Genomic DNA, 17,186 nt, shown 5'->3' with positions numbered 1-17,186 from the left:
CGGGCGGCCCGGGTGGTCTCCTTGGTGGACGGCCAACGACGCGTGAGAGGGAGACGAGCGCGATGTTCGAAGAGGGTCAGCTCTACTCGCCGGTCACCCAAGGTGACGATGGGCGCGTGGAGGTCCACCTCGGCGAGGACCATCCGGGCTTCCACGACCCGGCCTACCGCGAGCGGCGCAACGAGATCGCCGCGGCGGCGATGGCGTGGACGCCTGGCGATGGCGTTCCGCAGATCGCCTACACCGAGGTGGAGAACGACATCTGGCGCATCGTCTCTCGCGAGTTGCACGTCAAGCATGAGCGGTATGCGTGTCGGGAGTTCTTGGAGGCCAAGGCGGCATTGGGATTGCCGGAGGACCGGGTTCCGCAGCTCAATGAGGTGACCGACGGGTTGCGGCCCTTGACCGGTTTTGAGTACCACCCGGCGCCGGGGCTCGTGGCGCTGCGCGAGTTTTACGGCTCGCTCGGCGACCGCGTCTTTCACTCGACGCAATATGTACGCCATCCCTCCGAGCCGCTCTACACGCCCGAGCCCGACGTCATCCACGAGGTCATCGGCCACGGCAACCTCCTGGCGTCACCGCGCTTTGCCGCCATCAAGCGCGAGGCGGGGCTCGCCGCCCAGCGCGTCGAGACCGACGAGGCGCTGCAAGTGATCGCCGACGTCTTCTGGTTCACCATGGAGTTCGGCGTCCTGCACGAAGACGGCGAACTGCGCGCCTACGGCGCCGGCATCCTCTCCAGCTACGGCGAGATCGAAGAGTTCCGCCACATGGAGATCCGGTCGCTGAACTTCGCCGAGATGGTGACCATCGACTACGACATCACCAAGTACCAGCCGGTGCTCTATGCGGCTGACTCGATGGACCACCTCGAAGACGCGGTCGGCGGCTTCTTCCGCGAGGCGAGCGACGACACGCCGGCGCGGCTGGGCGCGGCGACGACAGCGCGCGGCTGAGCGGCGTCAGTCCTTCGGTTCGACGAACGCGTCGAGGGTCGCCACGGCGCTACCCCGGGCGACGGAGATGTTCCAGCGGTTCATGCGACGCCACGGGATGTCGAGGCGGTCGAGGGCTGCGCAGAAAAGACCGCGGATGTCGTCTGAGCGGTTGCTGAACTGATAGCGCCCATAGTTGTAGGTCTTGCCGTTGACGACAACACGGTTGGTTCCGCGCCAGCCATCGGAGTGCAGCAGGCCGCGGACGAGCTGGTCGGGATGTTCGTCGACGATTCCGTCTTGCCAGCCGTCAAGGATGATCGGCCGCTCGTGCTTCACGCCCTCGCCGTGCTGGGGGAGAAGACACGGCCAGCACTTGGCGTACTGCGAGGCGACGAGCATGTGATCGGTGTGGTGGCGGATGAGGCCGGCTCGAGAGCTTGGCAGTACGAGTTGCATGGTCTCGACGACCCGCTGTGCGAGTCGCGGATGCCGGCCGTCGACATAGATCCGCAGCCGGTAGACACCGCGACGGGTTGCGACGACATGCCCATCGCCGAGATAGAGGCCGAGCAGATAGGCATACGCTCGGCGGTCCAGCGCGAGCGGATCGTGCTGCGCGCCGCCGCAGCGGGGACACGTGGGCGTGGGTGCCTCGCGTTCGACCCCGCCGCGCCGCCAATCACGAACGGTCGCACGGGGGATGCCCGAGGCATGGGCCGCTGCGCCGTCGCTCATCCCGCTCGCCAGCAGCTTCGCGACCTCCGCACGCTGATGTGGAGGTCGCACGCGTCAATTCTGTCGCGCTCTCCGGACGCTCGCACGCTCTGCCGTCGAATACCCGGGGTGGGAGTCGAACCCACACGCCCTTGCGGGCAGAGGATTTTGAGTCCTCGGCGTCTACCGTTCCGCCACCCGGGCAGGTGATGGGATGCAGTCTAAAGCGGCGCGCGCCGCGCGTCAGGCTGGCTGGGGTGCCGAATGGCTGGGGCCGTGGTCGACGGCGCGCTCGATCTCGACGTTCCAGGCCTGGTTGAAACCGCGCATCGCGAAGCCGATGAGCAGGATCTGGACGGGGATGATGAGGGCGGTGACCATGGCGAGGACGCCGGCGTCGATCGAAGGCTGGGCGAAGCCGGTCTGGTCGCGGTCCAGCCAGCCGGGGACGGCCACGGCGGCGAAGATCACCAGCAAGATCGCGAGCGCGGCCGCGACCGGGAGGACGCCCCGGTTCCAGCGGCTGACGTAGAACGCCATGATCAGGTAGATCAAGATGTAGGCGATCTGCACAGCCTTGGCGCCTTGCAGGACGTCCCAGCCGCCGATGGTGACGATGAGCATCAACGCGACCGAGACGAGCAGCAGCAGCAGGACCGTCGCCTTGGTCGCCTTGCTCGCCGCTTTGTCGCGGTTCGGGTGCTCGATGATGATCTCGTTGTCCTCCATCCCGCGCCGACCTTACAATCCCTTGCGGTCGCGCGCCACGGACAACGTTCCGAGACGCGCATCACCGCAGGCCCGTGCGGGCGTGGCGGAACTGGCAGACGCGCGAGGTTTAGGTCCTCGTGGCCTTATGGCTGTGGGGGTTCGAGTCCCTCCGCCCGCATGACAGGGAGGGGCCGCAGGAGCAGCGCGGCCCCTCGCAACCTGCCAGCGCGCTTACACCGAGCAGACCGGCGCACTCCATTGCATGTAGTCGAAGCGGGTGGAGCTCCGCAGGCATCGACCGTGGGCCATGATGTCTCGCGCGATATCGGTGTCGTGGTCAGCCTCGAGCTTGTTGCCGAGGGCCATCGCTCCGCCGTCGAACAGCCCGCCGCACGCGATGGCCGATCCGGCGCCCAGCGCTCGGTAGGTGACGGTGCCGATCAAGACGCCCGCCCCGGTCTCTGCCGTCGCTCCGGCCGCGAAGATACCAACGCCCTCCGCGAACACCGAGCCGAGCCACTGGCATGCCTCACCCGCTGCTGCGCCGCCCCAGTTTCCACTCTCGAGTTCGGTGAGCGTGTCGGTCCCGCCGCAGATCGAGTCGAGGGTCGTCAGCCCGGCCGGCCCCAGCTCGCCGCCGGCGACGATCGTGCCCGCCGTCAGGAACGCGCACTTCATGCCGAGCGAGAGCTGAAGGTCCTCCGGCAGGCCGAAGCCGGCGCAGACCTCGTACATGCTCGATCGCCGGTCATAGTCGGTCTGGGAGCCGCCGAAGACCTTCTTGGTCACCGAGTGCACGCCGCCGTAGTAGGTGAGACAGGGATCCCGGCGCCGGCCCTCGGCGGCGACGTTGATCGCCGGCTGTGGCGGTAGTGGGGGGAGGCCCTTGTCGAAGACGTCGATGGCGACGTGCACCGTGCTGGTGTTGCCCGGCGGGGCCTCAATCTTTAGCTGCCAGCCACCCACAGCCGGATTGGTCGTCGAGATCAGCGCGTAGGTCGGGTTGTCTGAGAACGCCTCTCCGGTGTTGAGCGCTGTCGGTGTCAGCACTGTGCCCTTGGGGCGGACGGCGGTGACCGTGAGCTTGCCCTGCGACCACGAGGCCAGCGCCCGGAACTCGCCGTCGTTGAGCCCAACCGCGAACGGCACCATCTGGGTGGTGCCCGGCGCGACGTCTAGCGCCGTCGTCACGGTCGGTGCGGCGCAGGTCAGGATCGCGACGACGTGGGCGAAGATCGACTCGAGATCCCCTGCGGTGGACGCCGAGAAGGTCTGGCCGCCGGAGCGCGCGGCGATGTCCGCAAGGATCGCCTTGTCGGCGGTGCCGAAGCCGATCGTGAAGATCGGGGTTCCCCCGGCTGCGATGGGGCGATCGCTGGTGAAGTCATCGTCATTGGGTGCGCCGTCCGACAGGAAGATGACCGCCTTGCGTTGCGTGGCCATGGCTGCCAGTTGGCCCTGTGCGCCCTGAAAGGCCAGTTCGTAGTCGGTGCTGCCGCTCGGCGTCAGCCGGCTGATTGAGGACTTCAACTGCGGCCGCGTGGTGGCGTTGACGCCGGTGGGCGGGAAGAGCTCACGCGTTGCGTCGTCAAAGCTGGTGGCGCTGGCGATCGAGCCATCGGGCATCTGATCGAGGCCGACGCTGATCGCCTGTCCGCGGAGCTTGCTCGGGTCGCTGTCGGCCATCGACGAGGAGTCGTCGGCGACGAACGCGATTCCGAGCGGCTGGCTGGCGTCGCAGTTTGTGGCCTGGCGTGGCGTGGCGGTGGTGGCCGCGTGGGCTGGGGCCGTCACCACGGCACGCTTGATGGCCTTGCGGCGCTTGGCCGCCGTTCTGCGGCTTGCCTTCTTCCGGGCGGCGGGAAGCTGCAAGGTCTTGGTGACCAGGTTGGAGTTGCCCGCCGAGATCGTGAACCGGGCTCGAACCTTGCGACGCGCCGTGATGGCTCGCGCCGTTTTGATCCGGAAGATGAGGTTGTGGGCGCGCGCCGCGCCCAGCGAGGCGAACTGCCAACACGCGCTGTTGGCGCGCTTGCGCGAGCCAGGAGACTTGACGCCGGTCAGTTTTGCGGACTGGCCGGAGACGCTGACGCAGGCGCGAACGGAGGTCGCCGTCCAGCCGGCCGCGTTCTGCAGCCTGACCGCGAAGAGACGGACGCGAGCCGCGGACGACTCGTGCCCTGCACGTCTGACGGAGAGCTTGAAGTCCTTACGCGGCGACAGCGCGGCGGGCGACACCGGCGCAGGGGTGGCGCCGACGGCCTGAACGTCAGCCGGTACCTGAGCGCTGCTCACCGCCGGAAGCGCGAGCGCACCGACCAGCGCCAACGTTGCCATCAGGTGACGGGTGCCCAGTCTTGGGCGCTCGTGCCACGTCCCGTGCATCAGTCAGCCTTTCGTCAACGCTCGGACGCCGCGCCTTTGGGAACAACGGCGAGTCCAGCCTCAGTCTGGAGGTGCGCATTATGTGGCGATCGGAGCGCTCAGAGCAAGAAATCGATCGAGACCTGAACGATTAGGGAGTGCTGCTGCTCAGAACGCGGCGCGCCCGATCGTGCGCCCGAGCCAGACGGCGAGCAGGCCGGCGGCGAGGCTGACCACGATGTTGGCGGCCGCGCGGCCGCGGTGGCCGAGCGCGTTGGCGTGGTGGGTCTCGAACATCCAGGTGCTGAAGGTCGTGTAGGCGCCGATCAAGCCCGTGCCGGCGATGCGCAGGGCGTCGCCGGAGCGGCCGGAGCCCGCGACGACGCCGAGGACGAGCGCGCCGGACAAGTTGACGGCGAGTGTTCCGTAGGGGAACGCCCGTCCCGCGCGGATGTTCACGAGGTGCGTGAGCAGCGCGCGGGCGATCGCGCCGCAGCCGCCGGCCAGCCCGACCGCGACCCACACCGCCGCGCTCATGCGATCTCCGTCGACGCGGGTCCGGGCGCGCGCGTTGGCGCCGCGCGCACCCCGAGCGTGACGCCGACAAGTCCCGCCACCACGCTCCCGCCCGCGTACAGCGCCGCCACGCCGAGCCGATCGGCGTCCAACATCCCCAACACCTCCAACTGCATCGTCGAGAACGTCGTCAGCGCCCCGCAGAACCCGGTCCCGATCAGCGCCCGCATGCGGCTCGCCGGCGAGCGATGGGTCGCGATCCATCCCAGCAGCAGGCTGCCGGCGACGTTGACGCCGAAGGTGACCCATGGCCAGCGGCCGGCGTGCGTCGGCGCCAGCTCGATCAGCCCAGCACGCGCAAGCGCGCCCGCGCAGCCACCCGCAAAGATCGCGACCAGGAGCCGCAGCTCGAGAAGCACGCGGCGGCTTTTATCAGCGCGAGCGGTCGCTCAGCTGATCGTGAACCACACCGTCGCGCCGCCGTCCGGCGTACCGCGACCCCAGACACGGCCGCCGTGGCGCTCGGCGATGCGGGCCGCGATCGCCAGTCCCGCGCCGGTGCCCGCAAACGCCTCGCGCCCGTGTAGCCGGCCGAAGATCGCGTACGCCTGGTCGGGTAGCTCGCCGTCCACGCCGATCCCGTCGTCGCGCACCGCATAGGCGCCGGCCACCTCATCCCACGTCAGCTCGATCCGGGCCCGGCCGTGGGGCGCCGTGAACTTCAGGGCGTTGTCGAGCAACTCCTCGATCAGCCGCCGCAGGAGCGTCTGGTCGGCGCGACAGCGCGGCAGCTCGCCGACGGTCCACGTCACGTCGCGGCCTTCGGCGCGCGGCTCGAAGACCGCGTCGATCAGCTCGCGTGCCAGCAGCGCCGGGTCGACCTCGCGGGCTTCGAGCGGCACGCGCGCCATCCCGACGATGTCGACGAGGTCGTCGAGCAGGTCGGCCAGCTCGGTTCCCGCATCCCGCACCAGCGCGAGGTAGTGCTGGGTCTCGTCGGGCATGGTCGACGCGTGATTGGCGAGCAGGATCCGCGAGAAGCCGTCGATCGCCCGCAGGGGCGCGCGCAGGTCATGCGCGAGCGCCGTGGCGATCGCATCGAGCTCTCGGGCCGCTTCGTCGTCGCGCCTGTGGAGGGGAAGGTCGGTCGGTTCTTCTGCCATCAGAGCACTAGGTCAACTACCGTGGGGCTGCGTGACGGAAACCCTTCGATCGATCGTGGTGGTTGAGGATCACCCCACCGTGCGCGAGGGTCTCTGCCTCGTGCTCGAACGCGAGGGCTTCTTCGTCGCCGCCCGCGCGGGCACCGCGGAGGAAGGCCATGCGGCGATCGTCAAGGCTGAGCCCGACGTCGCGTTGGTCGATGTCGATCTGCCCGACGGTAGCGGCGTGGAGCTCACGCGGCGACTTTTACGGCGTGATGGGCGCCTCGGCGTTCTCCTATATACCGGCATGGATGACCCCGCCGTCCTGGAGGACGCGCTGGCCAGCGGCGCCCGCGGCTTCACGCTGAAGACCTCCGACCCCGGGACGATGCTCAATGCCGTCCGAGCGGTCGCCGCGGGCGGCACGTTCGTCGATCCCAACGTCCGCAACCGCCTCGCGCGTCAGGAGGCGCCGATCGACCGCGTGCTCACCGTCCGCGAGCGCGAGGTGCTCGGGCGGCTGGCCGAGGGGTTGTCGGTCGAGGCGATCGCTGCCGATCTCGTGCTCTCGACTGAGACGATTCGGACGCACGTGCGCAACGCGATGGGCAAGCTCGGCACCCGCACGCGGGCCCACGCGATCGTCGTGGCGCTGCGGCGCGGCGAGCTCGCGCTGTAGCGCAGAGCAGCTGCCCGAAGGAGCGGGGGACCGGGGAATCGAACCCCGAGTTACGGTTTTGGAGACCGTCGTGTTACCACTACACCAGTCCCCCAGCGGCTCGTCATTGTAGGGCGGAGCGCAGTGGCGGGGCAGGCCGCCTCAGGCTGATCTGACGCCGCTGGAAACCGAGAGCGCGTGTCCGCTCGTCGACACGCGGACCTGAACCTTCGGCGAGGTCGAGCGGTGCAACCCGACTCATCTGTTGTCAAGGCTACGTAACGCCTCTAAGGTGCCGCGAGCGCCAGAGAGGCGCCTGAACGGATTCGAGAGTGTTGCCATGAAGCGCCTGTCTCGCCACACGGTTGTGGTCCTCTTCGTCGCCTTGCTGTCCAGCGTGGGCGGGTTGACGCTGGCCGTCGTCGCCTTCGGGCAGGGCGACAGCTCGACGCAGTTGTCGCCCTATGCGACGACGCCGACCACCGCCCCGGTAGCGACCACCCCGGCGACCAAGACGTCGACCACCGAGGCTACGACGACCAACGGGACCAACCCGGAGCGCGAGCACGGCAAGGCGAAGGTGCCGGTGGCCAACAGCGGCCCGCCTCCGTCACAGGCCACGCGCAAGGGCCCTTCGCACCTGGCGTTCACCGGTGGGGAGCCGATCTACGTGGGGTTCTTCGGGGCTGCGCTGATGGCCGGCGGGCTCATGCTGCATCGACGCCGCCGGGCCGCGACGGACCGGTAGACGCGGCTGCCGCGCCGCGTGGCGTGGCTTGTGTCAGGCGGGCGATCACGACCAGCCGCTGCGCAGCGCTGTAGAGCGGGTGACACGCGGTCAGCACGAGGCGCTCGCGGCCGATCGCGCGCAGCGTCGAGACGTCCTGGGGCTTGACGATCCGCGTGCCCTCGACGCGGTAGACGAACCGGCCGTAGGGCATCGTCATGGTGATGGGGTCGCCCCGGCGCAGCGCGTCGAGATGGCGAAACGGCGCACCGTAGGTCGTCCGGTGACCAGCGATGCCGACGGTCCCGTCCTGGCCGGGCAGCGCGGTCCCGTAGTAATGGCCGGGGCCGCGGCGCAGGTTGCTCGTGTTCGTGCCTTGGACCACGACGAAGTGGGCGTCGAGGCGCGGGATGCGCAACTCGCCGAGTGGCTTCCCGCTCGTGGTGCGGGACTCGAGCGTGTGGGCGAGCGCGCGGATCCGGGCCTGGGCGGTGCGGATGGGGTCCGCCGTCGGTGTGCCAGCGGTCTTCGCGGCGGCCGCAGCGGTCGCCGCGGGCGTGTCGTAGGCCGCGTCGAGGCGGGCGAGGTCGTCCTGCAGCGCGTGCTGCTCGTGCGCGGCCCAGAGTGCGGAGACCGGCTCCTGCCAGACGACGGTGGCGACGGCGTCGCCGACGGCCAGGGCGCCCGCGGCGACCAGGAGCGCGGGGAGGCTGGGGCGTAGGGCGCGGAGGCGACTACGGCGGGGGACCGGGACGGCGGACGCGGTGGGTCCGGCGTTGGCGGCGGCGTCGGGGTCGTCCGGAACGCGGACGGTGTCGACCGCGGGTGCGGGTGCAGGCTCTGCCCCGGCTTCGTCAACGCGCGTGCGCAGTGCGGCCAGCTCGGCGCCGAGCGCCGCTGCGCGGCCGGCGAGCTCGTCGAGGCGCGTCCGGTCGCGGGCCGCGTCGACGACCTCCGGCCCCGGCTCCAGCCACCACGCGCCGTCGCCCAGCGCCAGGTGCAGGGGAACCTCGAACGCGACCGCGAAGGGCGCGCCGTCTGGGATCCCCCGCAGCAGCGTCGTTCCCGGAACCGTGGCGAGCCGCCGCCACGAAGGGCCGTCGGCGATCAGCAGCGTCGGCGGCGCGAGGCGGCACGCGCCCGTCGTGCGGGCAGCACCGCTCAGGCGGACGAGCGCGTAGCCCGGTCCACCGCCCGCGTACTCGGTCTGTGTGACGTCCAACGTCATGGCATGCCGGCGGCCATCCGGGCCACCCCGAGGCGGCAGTGTACGGGCCCGAACGGTCGTCGCCCAGGGTTTGGACCTGGTCGTCAGGCGTGCTTGGCGAGCAGGTAGTCCGCGACGCGCTGGGACGCCGCGCGCAGGCGGCGGAAGTAGGTCGCGCGGCTGACGTGGAGCTCGTCGGCGGCGAGCTCGTGGCTGCCGTGGGGGTCGAGGTAGCCACGTTGGAGGATCTGGCGCAGCAACTGCTCGGCGGGCGAGTCGCCGAAGGCGTTGGCCACCGCGTCTTGCAGCTCGGCGCGCACCGACGCGGCGCGTTCTTCCGTGGTCGTGCCCGTCGCCAGCGGGCTGCTCGCCAGCTCGAGCGGCCGGTGGAGGCTGCGCAGGGCGTCGCGGACGGCGTCGAGCGTGACGGGCTCGCGCGCGATCGATTTCAGCGGCGCTGCGTCCCCGCCCAGCTTGATCGGGCCGGGCGCGCCGAGCCCGAGCTCACCGTAGACCGCCGCGCGCACGCCGCCGAGCAGGCCGTCGGCCGCGTGATCGATCTGATGGCATTGGACGAACTTCGCGCCGAGGTCGATGTCGAGGTGGTCCAAGTGCGTGGTGTTGACCGCGCGTGCAAACGTGACGGCCGCTTCGTTGCTCGGATCAATCGGGATATACGACCATCGCGGGTTGTTGAGGCCCGAGCGCAGGATCGCGGCGGTGTTGAGGATCGAGAGGACCGGCGAGCCGAGGTCGCCGTGGGCGACGAAGTCGATCGAGTCGCGCCAGATCAGGACCTCCTCGCCGGCGTGGGCCGCGCGGGCGTGAGCGAGCCAGGGACCGAGGCAGATGTCGTCCTCAGCGGCAGCGGGTGCGTTGTCGGGCGTGACCGCGATGGCGATGCCGCAAAGCGTGTCGTGCGCGTCGCGGACGGTGACGACGCGGTCGGGCGCCTGCTCGAGGATCAGCTGGGTCGAGTCCCACCACACCGCGCCGTCGGGCTTGGCCAGGATCCGCTCGCGGGCAGTCGCGAGGTCCTCCGAGCGCCACAGATCCGGGCGGTGCGTGGTCGAGCCGTCGGCGCCGAAGCCCCAGCGGACGGCGGGGTTCTCGACCAGCTCGGCGAGGTCGACGACCGTCCGCGGTCCTGCGCGCAGACCGCGCAGGAAGAGGTGGTCGGCGATGCGGCGGCGCAGCTCGCGGTCACGCTCAGGGTCCCGCGCGCGGAGGTCGGCGCGCATCGCCTGGCGGACGATCTCGTGCAGCGCGATGCCGCCGGCGACCGGCTCGGAGAACGTGCGCTCGCGCAGCCAGGCGTAGGCGGCGGCGTGGTCGACCTCGGGCAGGACGTCGCGCAGCATCGGCTCGTAGCAGACGCGCGCGATCGCGGCCACCGCGGCGACGTCGAGGTTGCCGCCGTCGAGCTCGGTCCGCGCGATGCGGTGCAGGATCGCCTGGACGAGGTTGGGGTGCTCGTGGATGCGCTCGGGCGTCCACGGGGTGCCGTCGCGCTGGACGGCGTCGGTGGCGAGGGCGAGCGCGAGCGGCGAGCCGTTGGCCCAGGCGATGAGTTGCTGGGCGAGCTCGGGGTCGTCGAGGCCGTGCGCCTTGATGAGGCTGAGCGCCGCGTCGGTGGGCAACGGCTCGACTTTCAGCTCGACCGCGAGGCGCTCCCAACCGTTCTCGAACCAGCCCGGGTCGGGGGTCGTGCGGCCGGCGAGGACGACGAGCGCGCGGGCCGGGAGCGACGGCAGCAGGCGGCCGCGCAGCCAGCCGTCGGCGGCGGCCATCCGCTCGTAGGTGTCGAAGAGGATCAGCGGACGCGTAGCTTGCGTGATGCCGTTGAGGGCGCTCTCGATTTCGCCGGGGACGGGCGCGAGGTCGCGGCCCTCGATGAGCTGGGCGGTCCAGCCGCGGTTTGATCCGCGGCGGGCGATCTCCCGCAGAAGCGTGCTCTTGCCGATCCCGCCCGGGCCATGGACCAGCACGACCTGTGCGGGCGGGTCGTCGACGAAGAGCGAATCGAAAAACGCGAGTTCACGCTCGCGGCCCACGAAGCGCTGCGCGTCCCGGGCGGCGAGGCGTTCGGCAAGGGTGCTGGACACGGACAGTCTCGCCTTAAGCGTGCCATGCCTGTCCACTTTCGGGCAGCCGTCCATAGACTCCGCGGACGCATGGGCAGCCCTTCGGAGATCTTTCGCACCGGCTTGCTGGCCGGCCAGTCGGCGGTGGTCACGGGGGGTGGGACGAACCTCGGGCGCCAGGCGGCGGCGGAGCTGTTGGCGTGCGGTGCGCGGGTGGTGATCGCGGGGCGGCGGGAGGAGGTGCTGGCTGCCGCTGCTGCGGAGTTGGGTGATGGGTGTTCGTGGGTGAGTGGGGATATCCGCGAGCCTGAGGATGCGGCGCGGATCGTCGCGTGCGCGGTCGAGCGTCATGGCGGGTTGGACGTGTTGGTCAACAACGCGGGCGGGCAGTACTTCGTGCCGGCCGAGGCGATTGGCGCGAAGGGGTGGCGTGCGGTGATGCGGCTGAACGTCGAGGGGACGATGACGATGACGCGCGCTGCTGGTGCTGCGTTGCGTGCGGGTGGAGGGGGTGTTGTTGTGAACGTGACGGTCTCGCCGCACCACGGGATGCCGGCGATGGCGCATACGGGTGCGGCGCGGGCGGCGGTGGAGGCGTTGACGGTGGAGTTGGCCTCGGCGTGGCGCGATGCGGGTGTGTCGGTGGTCGCGGCGGCGATCGGTCGGTTTGATACCGAGTCGCTGCGGAAGTACCCGGAGGTCGTCTGGCGGGGGGCGGCATTGAGCGTGCCGCTGCAGCGGCTGGGGACGATGCAGGAGTTCGCGTGGCTGGTGGGCATGCTGGCGTCGCCGCTGGGGCGGGCGCTGAGCGGGACGATCGTGACGCTGGATGGGGCCGCGGACAACTGGTGGGGCGCTTGGCCGCCGACGGCGATCGCCGATGATGCGGGGGTTGTGCCGACGGAGGCGCGCAAGTCGGTGGGCGGTGGGTGAGCCCTTTGGCCCCGGCTCGCTGGGTTGGGCCGGGCCGGTACACTTCCGCCAGGCCTGCGGGCGAGGTGTCAACGGCTGCACGGGAGCCTTCCAAGCTCTAGGAGCGGGTTCGAGTCCCGTCGCCCGCTTGACGCGCTAGGCCCGCAGTTCATAGCCACGGGGAGTGGCGCAGTCTGGTAGCGCACCCGGCTGGGGGCCGGGCGGTCGCAGGTTCAAATCCTGTCTCCCCGATAAGCACGAAAGGCCCGCAAATGCGGGCCTTTTTCGTTGGCTGAGACGGTTGTGGCGAGTGGCTTGCGGTCCAATTTGCGGTCCAATTTCTGCAGATGGCTGTGTGGCAAGCGGGCGCAAGTCGCCTTCACGCGGAAGGAGAAGCGCGCACCCCGTGCCGTGACTCCTAGGGTCCGGCATTCATTGAAAGGCTCGCCAGCCGGTGCCTCCCTTCGCCATCGAGCTGCCGCGCAGACGTTACGTTGATCGCGCGCAGTAGCGGCGACCTTCCGCTAGGGGAATGAGCGAGGCTGTCCGGTGCCCACACGACCGTTCTCGACCATGACCGAGATGATCCAGCCTGCCCGGGAGGCGATCGCCCAGCGCTTCGCGGTCCTTCTTACCGCCTGTGACGGCCTGCGCGACTACGCCATCTCTGTGAAGTCGCCCTGGAGTGGGCGTCCACTCAACGACGAGGCACGACACGAACTCATGTTGGCGGTCATCTTCTCGCGGTCGCTTAGTACGTACTGGTCGGCGGTGGAGCTCGCTCGGACTGGGTTCGGGCCTCAGGCCGCGATGCTTAACCGGTCGTTGTTCGAAGACATGGTCGACGCTCACTGGATCTCCGTCGAGCCCGAGCTCGCGGTCGAGCGGATCCATCAACACCACCAGCACGGACGGATGCTGCTGGCCGATGCGGTTGTTGCCCAAGGCGTCGTTTCCAGGGCCGAGGTCCCGCGGTTCGACGCTGACGAGCGCGCCGCGCTCGACAAGATCTTTGGGGACTATGGCGAGCGTTCGTGGACCGGCCTGGGCATCTACGCCCGCGTTATGGCGGTCGAACATCTCTGGGAGCCCGTGGAAGGCGGACGCGAGCTCCTGCACTTCTATCGACGCCTGGTCCACCGTGAGAACAACCAACTCCTCCACCTCAGCTCCTTCTCCATGGGCGAGCAGGTGCGGGGACAGACCGACACCGAGTTGGCGTTGGCACTCGGCCCAAGCAGCGCGCACGTTGAGAAGGCCCTCATCGCCGCGTACTGGTGTTTCGGGCAACTCATCAGCCTCATCCGGGACACGTTCGGGTTGGGTGACACCGAGGGGTGGCGTGCGGTCTACGACACCCCGCTGCGCGACGTCCAAAGCGCGAAAGTGCGGGAGTAGACGCGACGACGCCGCGCAACCGCTTCTCCGTCGGCGTCGACCCGGACGTCGGATGAAAGCTGAGACGCCTTGTACGGGGATCGACACCGGTAGGCAGGCGCGACAGCGCCGCCTAACGCGCTCGCGTCCGAGACTGCCGATCGGCATTCCGCGACGAGCGGGCAGTCCCGTCACTACGCGAGGAGCGAGGCCATTATCAAGCGATCAGGCGCCCACTTCTCGGCCCGATCGAGGCCATGCGCATCATCTTGAAGTCGGTGCGCGGACCGCATCCGGCGCGGCACGCTCAGGGCGCCCCAGTTCGACGGGTCCGCCCTTCCGGATCGGAGCCGAGGACAAGCAGCTCAGCGACACCGACCGCGAAGCCGTGACCGACGCCATCGCGCGCGCCTTTCACTGGCGGCCGCGTATCACTCGTCGCCCGCCGGCTCTAGCGCCGCACGCAACAGCGACACTGCTCCCTCAGGATCGACGTCGTGCTCCAGGCAAGCGGCCGCCCCGAGCCATACGTTGGCGAACACCTCGTCGATTGAGCCGGCGCCGCCCTCGACCATTGACACCGCGATCGACCTTCCGCCACCCTCACCCGCGTTGTACGACTCGATCTCTCTGTTCGCCGCGGCCGCCAGCCCGTCCAAGACATCGGCGACGTCCACCAACACCGACCCGTCGGCTAGCAACTCACCGAACGCCGTCAAGCGCTCGTCCGCCCGCACCGAGGCCTTCGAGATCGCCGCCTCCTCGATCGGATGGATCCCCTCTGGCCGCAACGTCGCAAAGATCGACGACACCTCGACCAGGGCGTCGACCGCCGCCACGAACGCCTCGCCCGCCGTTTCCTCGAGGGCCGGCAGCGGAAGCTCCCCGGCCACCGACACGAAGTCGGTGGTCGGCGACACATTGTCGGCGCCGAACACCTGCACCGCGCGCGACGTCACGACCGACCCGTCTCGCACCGGGGCGATCAGGAATGGCGGCTCGAGCACCGCAACGCACGGCGCCACCAGCGAATCGAGCGCCGACGGCCAGTCGAACATAGACGCCGACGACAGCAGCACGACCGTGTCCTTGCTCGGCCACCGGACGCCGTCGGGCTCGCGGTCGACCGCGACGACGTCCACCTCGTAGCCCTCACTCCGCAGCACGCGCTGCGCGTCGGTCAGCACCCGCGCAAGCCGTCGACCGGCCGCACGGCGCGCGTGCGCCGCGGCACTCGGCAAACCCCGCCGCCCCTCCCGTCGCAGCGCAACAGCCGTCGCCGCGCCACCGGCGGACAACTCCGCGGCGACCGCCTGCAGATCAGCCAGCACCCCTCGAAGCGCCCGGAGCGCAGAGTCGGGCGCACGGTCGATCAGCCGCCACCGCTCGGGCTCGGCCAGCCCGTCGATCACCGGCAGCAAATGCGCGACGAGCGGGGCGACGTTGCTGCCCCGGAAAAGGGAGATTGCCAGTGTCCCGGCAACCATGTCCGCCAGCCCGGAGGCGGGCTCCGGCTCCGGAAACTCACCGAGGTCGAACGGGTCGTCGGGCTCGACGGCGACCGGCTCGGGTCGCAGGGCGTTCGACGCGGCATTGAGCCGGTCGAGCTCTTGGGCGAGCACGCTCCCCGGCGCCTGGCCGCGCACCCAACGCTCGCCCAGACGTCGGGCCGCCTTTGCGGTGGCCTCGACGAGCTCGCGCGCGGCGGCTTCATACGCCGTCACGCTTTCGGCCGCCACCGCGGACATGACCGCGCGGCTGCGCGCGCGGTTCCATGCGACCGCGAAATGACTGGGCAGCGCGTCTCGCGCCAGCCGCTTGTCGGCATGGACGAAGTCACGAAAGCCTGCGGGCCGGCCCGTCGCGTCGACGGCCCGGCAGAGCGCGACCTCCGTGGACGGCGCCAGGGCCAGATCGATGACCGCGTCATGTGGCTCGCTCTGCGACGACGACACGTACACGTAGTCGGCGCGCACCGCCGGACGCCCATCCTCGTCGACGTCCAAGCGAGCGTCACGCACCCACGGCAGCTCGGCCTCGACCCCGGCTAGCAGGCCCTCCTCGCCGCCGAGCTCGTCCACGACCGCGGCGGCCAGCGACGGCGACACGCCATAAGCCGCATCGAGCAGCAGGCGCACCGCCGTCAGCTCGGCATCCCGTGCAACCGCCGCCAGTGGCTCGGCCGCCATGACGAGTTCCACGCCGGTCTCCGCGAGCGCCGAGAGCACGGTAACCGCAGTGTCGATCTCGTCAACGCCCGTGACGATCGCCGCCACGTCATCGCCGACCCGCTCGAGCAATGCCCCCCGCGCATCCGGCACCGGCGTCGCTCGCATCCGCTCCGCCGCGCGCGCCCGCGCCTCGGGCAACATATCCGTGTCGGTGCCAGCCAGGACCAGCCAGGCGATGGTGCCCGCACTGGTCGGCCCGACGCCCTCCTCCTCTGCGATGTGCGCCCATGCCTGGGCGATGTCCTCGAACGCGGCGACCCGCAGCGCCTGCAGCGCGGCTCCTAGCACGGCAGGTTCAAGGCCAACGGACAATCGCGTGACGACCGCCTCGACGACCACGTCCTCGGAAACGAGGCGGCTCCGGAGCAGACGCGTCAAGAACGGGTACAACGCGCGCGCGTCAAGGAGCCCGACGACCTGCTCGACCGTAGCCGCGAGCACCGGCGGTGGGACCCGGTGCACGGCGACGGTGATCGCCCGCGAGCGCACCTCGTGCAGGCCGCGCAACACACCGTCGCGCTCGGTGACCAGGTGCTCCTCGACGAGCCGCATGAGCGCTGACTTGATGTCAGCTGCCGACATGTCGAGCCCCTTGGTCAACTGCACCACATCAACACCGGCGCCGAACGCGCTGCCCAGCGCCACCGGCGCGAGTACGGCGAGCTCGGCGACACGACCCTCCAGAACGCGCCGGTCGACCTGTGCGCCGACGGTGTCCTCGAGGCGCCGCCCCTGCGTTAGAAGATGGCCGTACTCGAGTAGCAGGCCCTCGGCGCGCTCGTAGGGCTCGCGCCACGCGTTCCACTCGGTCTCGCCTGTGTCGCGCAGCTCGCGCCAGAGCCGCTCGGCGAGCGCCTCGTCGAGCCGGGGCCGCACCTGCGCCGCCTCCGTGGCGGTGCGGACCAGGACCAGGTCCTCCTCTCGGCAGGCGGCGAGCACCACGGCACCCTCATGCAAACGCAGCTCGCTCACCAGCGCGTCGAACCCGGCCCGGTCGTCACCCCCGACGTCGTCGACCACGAATCTGCGCTGCGACTCCTCGATCGGGCGATCGTGAAACTCGACGCGGGGATCATCAGCACGCTCATGGAGGAAGCGCACGAGCTGCTCGCGGCGACACGCTTCGACGGCGCGCGCGGGGAGTTGCGTAACGCCGAGGACGATCTCATGGATGGCGATATTCAAGGCGCGATCCATGAGGCGGGGAAATCCTTCGAAAGCGTTGCGAAGGGCCTGCTCGACGTCACGGACAAGGCAGGCGGAGATCTCGTGCAGCTCCTGTCAGCAGCCGGCTACTTCGACGCGCTCCCGCTCGAGGCGAGGTCCGCGTTCACCAAGCAAGTGATGCACGCGGTTCCTGGGATGCGGAACAAGCTCGGCGGCCATGGTCAGGGCCGAGAGGAGCTCGTATTGCCGCGCGCGTACGGGAAGCTCGCGGTTCATCTCGCAGCGGCGGTCAATCTCTTCCTCCTCGATCTTGCGGTGGAACGCGGGGATGCTCAGCGCGAGAGCGAAACGCCCGTAGAGCACGGGACTGACGTCCCCGATATCGGCGGCTTCGGCGCCCCTCCGTTTGCCGACGACGACATCCCGTTCTGA

At 70.0% G+C, this 17,186-nt stretch carries 15 protein-coding genes and 5 tRNA genes; 9 read left to right on the top strand and 11 right to left on the bottom strand.

Translation table 11 applies throughout. The annotated features are described in order from the left end of the window. Nucleotides 1-62 precede the first annotated feature (62 nt). Complete coding sequence (locus VGO10_RS18355) at nucleotides 63-959, top strand: phenylalanine 4-monooxygenase (protein ID WP_327471085.1); 897 nt, start codon at nucleotides 63-65, stop codon at nucleotides 957-959. A 6-nt stretch (nucleotides 960-965) separates the two neighbouring features. Here VGO10_RS18355 and VGO10_RS18350 read toward each other — a convergent pair whose 3' ends face one another. The 3 genes from VGO10_RS18350 to VGO10_RS18340 form a co-directional block, all read right to left on the bottom strand. Continuing rightward, entirely contained in the window at nucleotides 966-1,727 is a 762-nt protein-coding gene (locus VGO10_RS18350) for a helix-turn-helix domain-containing protein (protein WP_327471083.1), read from the bottom strand. A gap of 49 nt (nucleotides 1,728-1,776) precedes the next feature. Beyond that, nucleotides 1,777-1,859, bottom strand: a tRNA-Leu gene (locus VGO10_RS18345). Between the two features lie 39 nt (nucleotides 1,860-1,898). After that, nucleotides 1,899-2,384 (bottom strand): hypothetical protein, encoded by a 486-nt coding sequence (locus VGO10_RS18340; protein ID WP_327471081.1) that lies wholly within the window; start codon nucleotides 2,382-2,384, stop codon nucleotides 1,899-1,901. Between the two features lie 76 nt (nucleotides 2,385-2,460). On the opposite strand from VGO10_RS18340, the gene VGO10_RS18335 reads away from it, so the two are divergent. After that, a tRNA-Leu gene (locus tag VGO10_RS18335) sits at nucleotides 2,461-2,544 on the top strand. 53 nt (nucleotides 2,545-2,597) lie between these two features. On the opposite strand, the gene VGO10_RS18330 is transcribed toward VGO10_RS18335, so the two are convergent. The 4 genes from VGO10_RS18330 to VGO10_RS18315 form a co-directional block, all read right to left on the bottom strand. After that, nucleotides 2,598-4,703, bottom strand: a complete 2,106-nt coding sequence (locus VGO10_RS18330) for a vWA domain-containing protein (RefSeq protein ID WP_327471078.1) — start codon at nucleotides 4,701-4,703, stop codon at nucleotides 2,598-2,600. A gap of 195 nt (nucleotides 4,704-4,898) precedes the next feature. After that, nucleotides 4,899-5,267 carry a fluoride efflux transporter CrcB gene (gene crcB / locus VGO10_RS18325; RefSeq protein ID WP_327471076.1) on the bottom strand — a complete coding sequence of 123 codons (369 nt, stop codon included), beginning with the start codon at nucleotides 5,265-5,267 and terminating at the stop codon, nucleotides 4,899-4,901. Then, nucleotides 5,264-5,665, bottom strand: coding sequence for a CrcB family protein (locus VGO10_RS18320; RefSeq protein ID WP_327471074.1), 402 nt, complete (start codon nucleotides 5,663-5,665; stop codon nucleotides 5,264-5,266). Before VGO10_RS18320 ends, crcB begins: the two co-directional genes overlap by 4 nt. Before the next feature lie 30 nt (nucleotides 5,666-5,695). Beyond that, a complete protein-coding gene (locus VGO10_RS18315) occupies nucleotides 5,696-6,409 on the bottom strand; it encodes a sensor histidine kinase (protein WP_327471072.1) in 714 nt (237 codons plus the stop codon). A gap of 31 nt (nucleotides 6,410-6,440) precedes the next feature. Between VGO10_RS18315 and VGO10_RS18310 the strand changes: the two genes are divergently transcribed. Further along, nucleotides 6,441-7,070: a response regulator transcription factor gene (locus tag VGO10_RS18310; RefSeq protein WP_327471070.1), complete on the top strand. Its 630-nt coding sequence runs from the start codon at nucleotides 6,441-6,443 to the stop codon at nucleotides 7,068-7,070. A gap of 23 nt (nucleotides 7,071-7,093) precedes the next feature. On the opposite strand, the gene VGO10_RS18305 is transcribed toward VGO10_RS18310, so the two are convergent. Next, nucleotides 7,094-7,164 (bottom strand) — tRNA-Trp (locus VGO10_RS18305). A 225-nt stretch (nucleotides 7,165-7,389) separates the two neighbouring features. On the opposite strand from VGO10_RS18305, the gene VGO10_RS18300 reads away from it, so the two are divergent. Beyond that, nucleotides 7,390-7,797, top strand: a complete 408-nt coding sequence (locus VGO10_RS18300) for a hypothetical protein (RefSeq protein WP_327471068.1) — start codon at nucleotides 7,390-7,392, stop codon at nucleotides 7,795-7,797. Here VGO10_RS18300 and VGO10_RS18295 read toward each other — a convergent pair. Together VGO10_RS18295 and VGO10_RS18290 are read right to left on the bottom strand one after the other, a co-directional pair. Next, nucleotides 7,757-9,004, bottom strand: a complete 1,248-nt coding sequence (locus VGO10_RS18295) for a class E sortase (RefSeq protein WP_327471066.1) — start codon at nucleotides 9,002-9,004, stop codon at nucleotides 7,757-7,759. The genes VGO10_RS18300 and VGO10_RS18295 overlap by 41 nt on opposite strands. Before the next feature lie 83 nt (nucleotides 9,005-9,087). After that, nucleotides 9,088-11,088: an AAA family ATPase gene (locus VGO10_RS18290; RefSeq protein WP_327471064.1), complete on the bottom strand. Its 2,001-nt coding sequence runs from the start codon at nucleotides 11,086-11,088 to the stop codon at nucleotides 9,088-9,090. Nucleotides 11,089-11,157: 69 nt separating this feature from the next. Here VGO10_RS18290 and VGO10_RS18285 point away from each other — a divergent pair, with 69 nt between their 5' ends. The 4 genes from VGO10_RS18285 to VGO10_RS18270 all read left to right on the top strand — a co-directional run bounded on the left by VGO10_RS18285 (nucleotide 11,158) and on the right by VGO10_RS18270 (nucleotide 13,377). Continuing rightward, nucleotides 11,158-12,000 carry an SDR family NAD(P)-dependent oxidoreductase gene (locus VGO10_RS18285; RefSeq protein WP_327471062.1) on the top strand — a complete coding sequence of 281 codons (843 nt, stop codon included), beginning with the start codon at nucleotides 11,158-11,160 and terminating at the stop codon, nucleotides 11,998-12,000. A 56-nt stretch (nucleotides 12,001-12,056) separates the two neighbouring features. Next, nucleotides 12,057-12,128 (top strand) — tRNA-Gly (locus tag VGO10_RS18280). A 29-nt stretch (nucleotides 12,129-12,157) separates the two neighbouring features. Then, a tRNA-Pro gene (locus tag VGO10_RS18275) sits at nucleotides 12,158-12,231 on the top strand. Between the two features lie 321 nt (nucleotides 12,232-12,552). Beyond that, nucleotides 12,553-13,377: a DUF5677 domain-containing protein gene (locus VGO10_RS18270; RefSeq protein WP_327471060.1), complete on the top strand. Its 825-nt coding sequence runs from the start codon at nucleotides 12,553-12,555 to the stop codon at nucleotides 13,375-13,377. Nucleotides 13,378-13,787: 410 nt separating this feature from the next. Here VGO10_RS18270 and VGO10_RS18265 read toward each other — a convergent pair whose 3' ends face one another. Next, nucleotides 13,788-16,559, bottom strand: a complete 2,772-nt coding sequence (locus VGO10_RS18265) for a hypothetical protein (protein WP_327471058.1) — start codon at nucleotides 16,557-16,559, stop codon at nucleotides 13,788-13,790. Between VGO10_RS18265 and VGO10_RS18260 the strand changes: the two genes are divergently transcribed. Then, complete coding sequence (locus VGO10_RS18260) at nucleotides 16,539-17,186, top strand: hypothetical protein (protein ID WP_327471056.1); 648 nt, start codon at nucleotides 16,539-16,541, stop codon at nucleotides 17,184-17,186. The genes VGO10_RS18265 and VGO10_RS18260 overlap by 21 nt on opposite strands.

It is taken from the genome of Baekduia sp. (assembly GCF_035996765.1).
In the GTDB taxonomy this organism is placed as follows: domain Bacteria; phylum Actinomycetota; class Thermoleophilia; order Solirubrobacterales; family Solirubrobacteraceae; genus Baekduia.
This window is presented reverse-complemented; position numbering and strand designations above follow the sequence as displayed.

What these genes read in the sequence shown, in the direction of transcription:
- VGO10_RS18295 (WP_327471066.1), bottom strand. Translation starts at nt 9,004, where the DNA reads ATGACGTTGGACGTCACACAGACCGAGTACGCGGGCGGTGGACCGGGC.
- VGO10_RS18285 (WP_327471062.1), top strand. Translation starts at nt 11,158, where the DNA reads ATGGGCAGCCCTTCGGAGATCTTTCGCACCGGCTTGCTGGCCGGCCAG.
- VGO10_RS18270 (WP_327471060.1), top strand. Translation starts at nt 12,553, where the DNA reads ATGACCGAGATGATCCAGCCTGCCCGGGAGGCGATCGCCCAGCGCTTC.
- VGO10_RS18330 (WP_327471078.1), bottom strand. Translation starts at nt 4,703, where the DNA reads ATGGCAACGTTGGCGCTGGTCGGTGCGCTCGCGCTTCCGGCGGTGAGC.
- VGO10_RS18355 (WP_327471085.1), top strand. Translation starts at nt 63, where the DNA reads ATGTTCGAAGAGGGTCAGCTCTACTCGCCGGTCACCCAAGGTGACGAT.
- crcB (WP_327471076.1), bottom strand. Translation starts at nt 5,267, where the DNA reads ATGAGCGCGGCGGTGTGGGTCGCGGTCGGGCTGGCCGGCGGCTGCGGC.
- VGO10_RS18300 (WP_327471068.1), top strand. Translation starts at nt 7,390, where the DNA reads ATGAAGCGCCTGTCTCGCCACACGGTTGTGGTCCTCTTCGTCGCCTTG.
- VGO10_RS18260 (WP_327471056.1), top strand. Translation starts at nt 16,539, where the DNA reads ATGCAAACGCAGCTCGCTCACCAGCGCGTCGAACCCGGCCCGGTCGTC.
- VGO10_RS18340 (WP_327471081.1), bottom strand. Translation starts at nt 2,384, where the DNA reads ATGGAGGACAACGAGATCATCATCGAGCACCCGAACCGCGACAAAGCG.
- VGO10_RS18315 (WP_327471072.1), bottom strand. Translation starts at nt 6,409, where the DNA reads ATGGCAGAAGAACCGACCGACCTTCCCCTCCACAGGCGCGACGACGAA.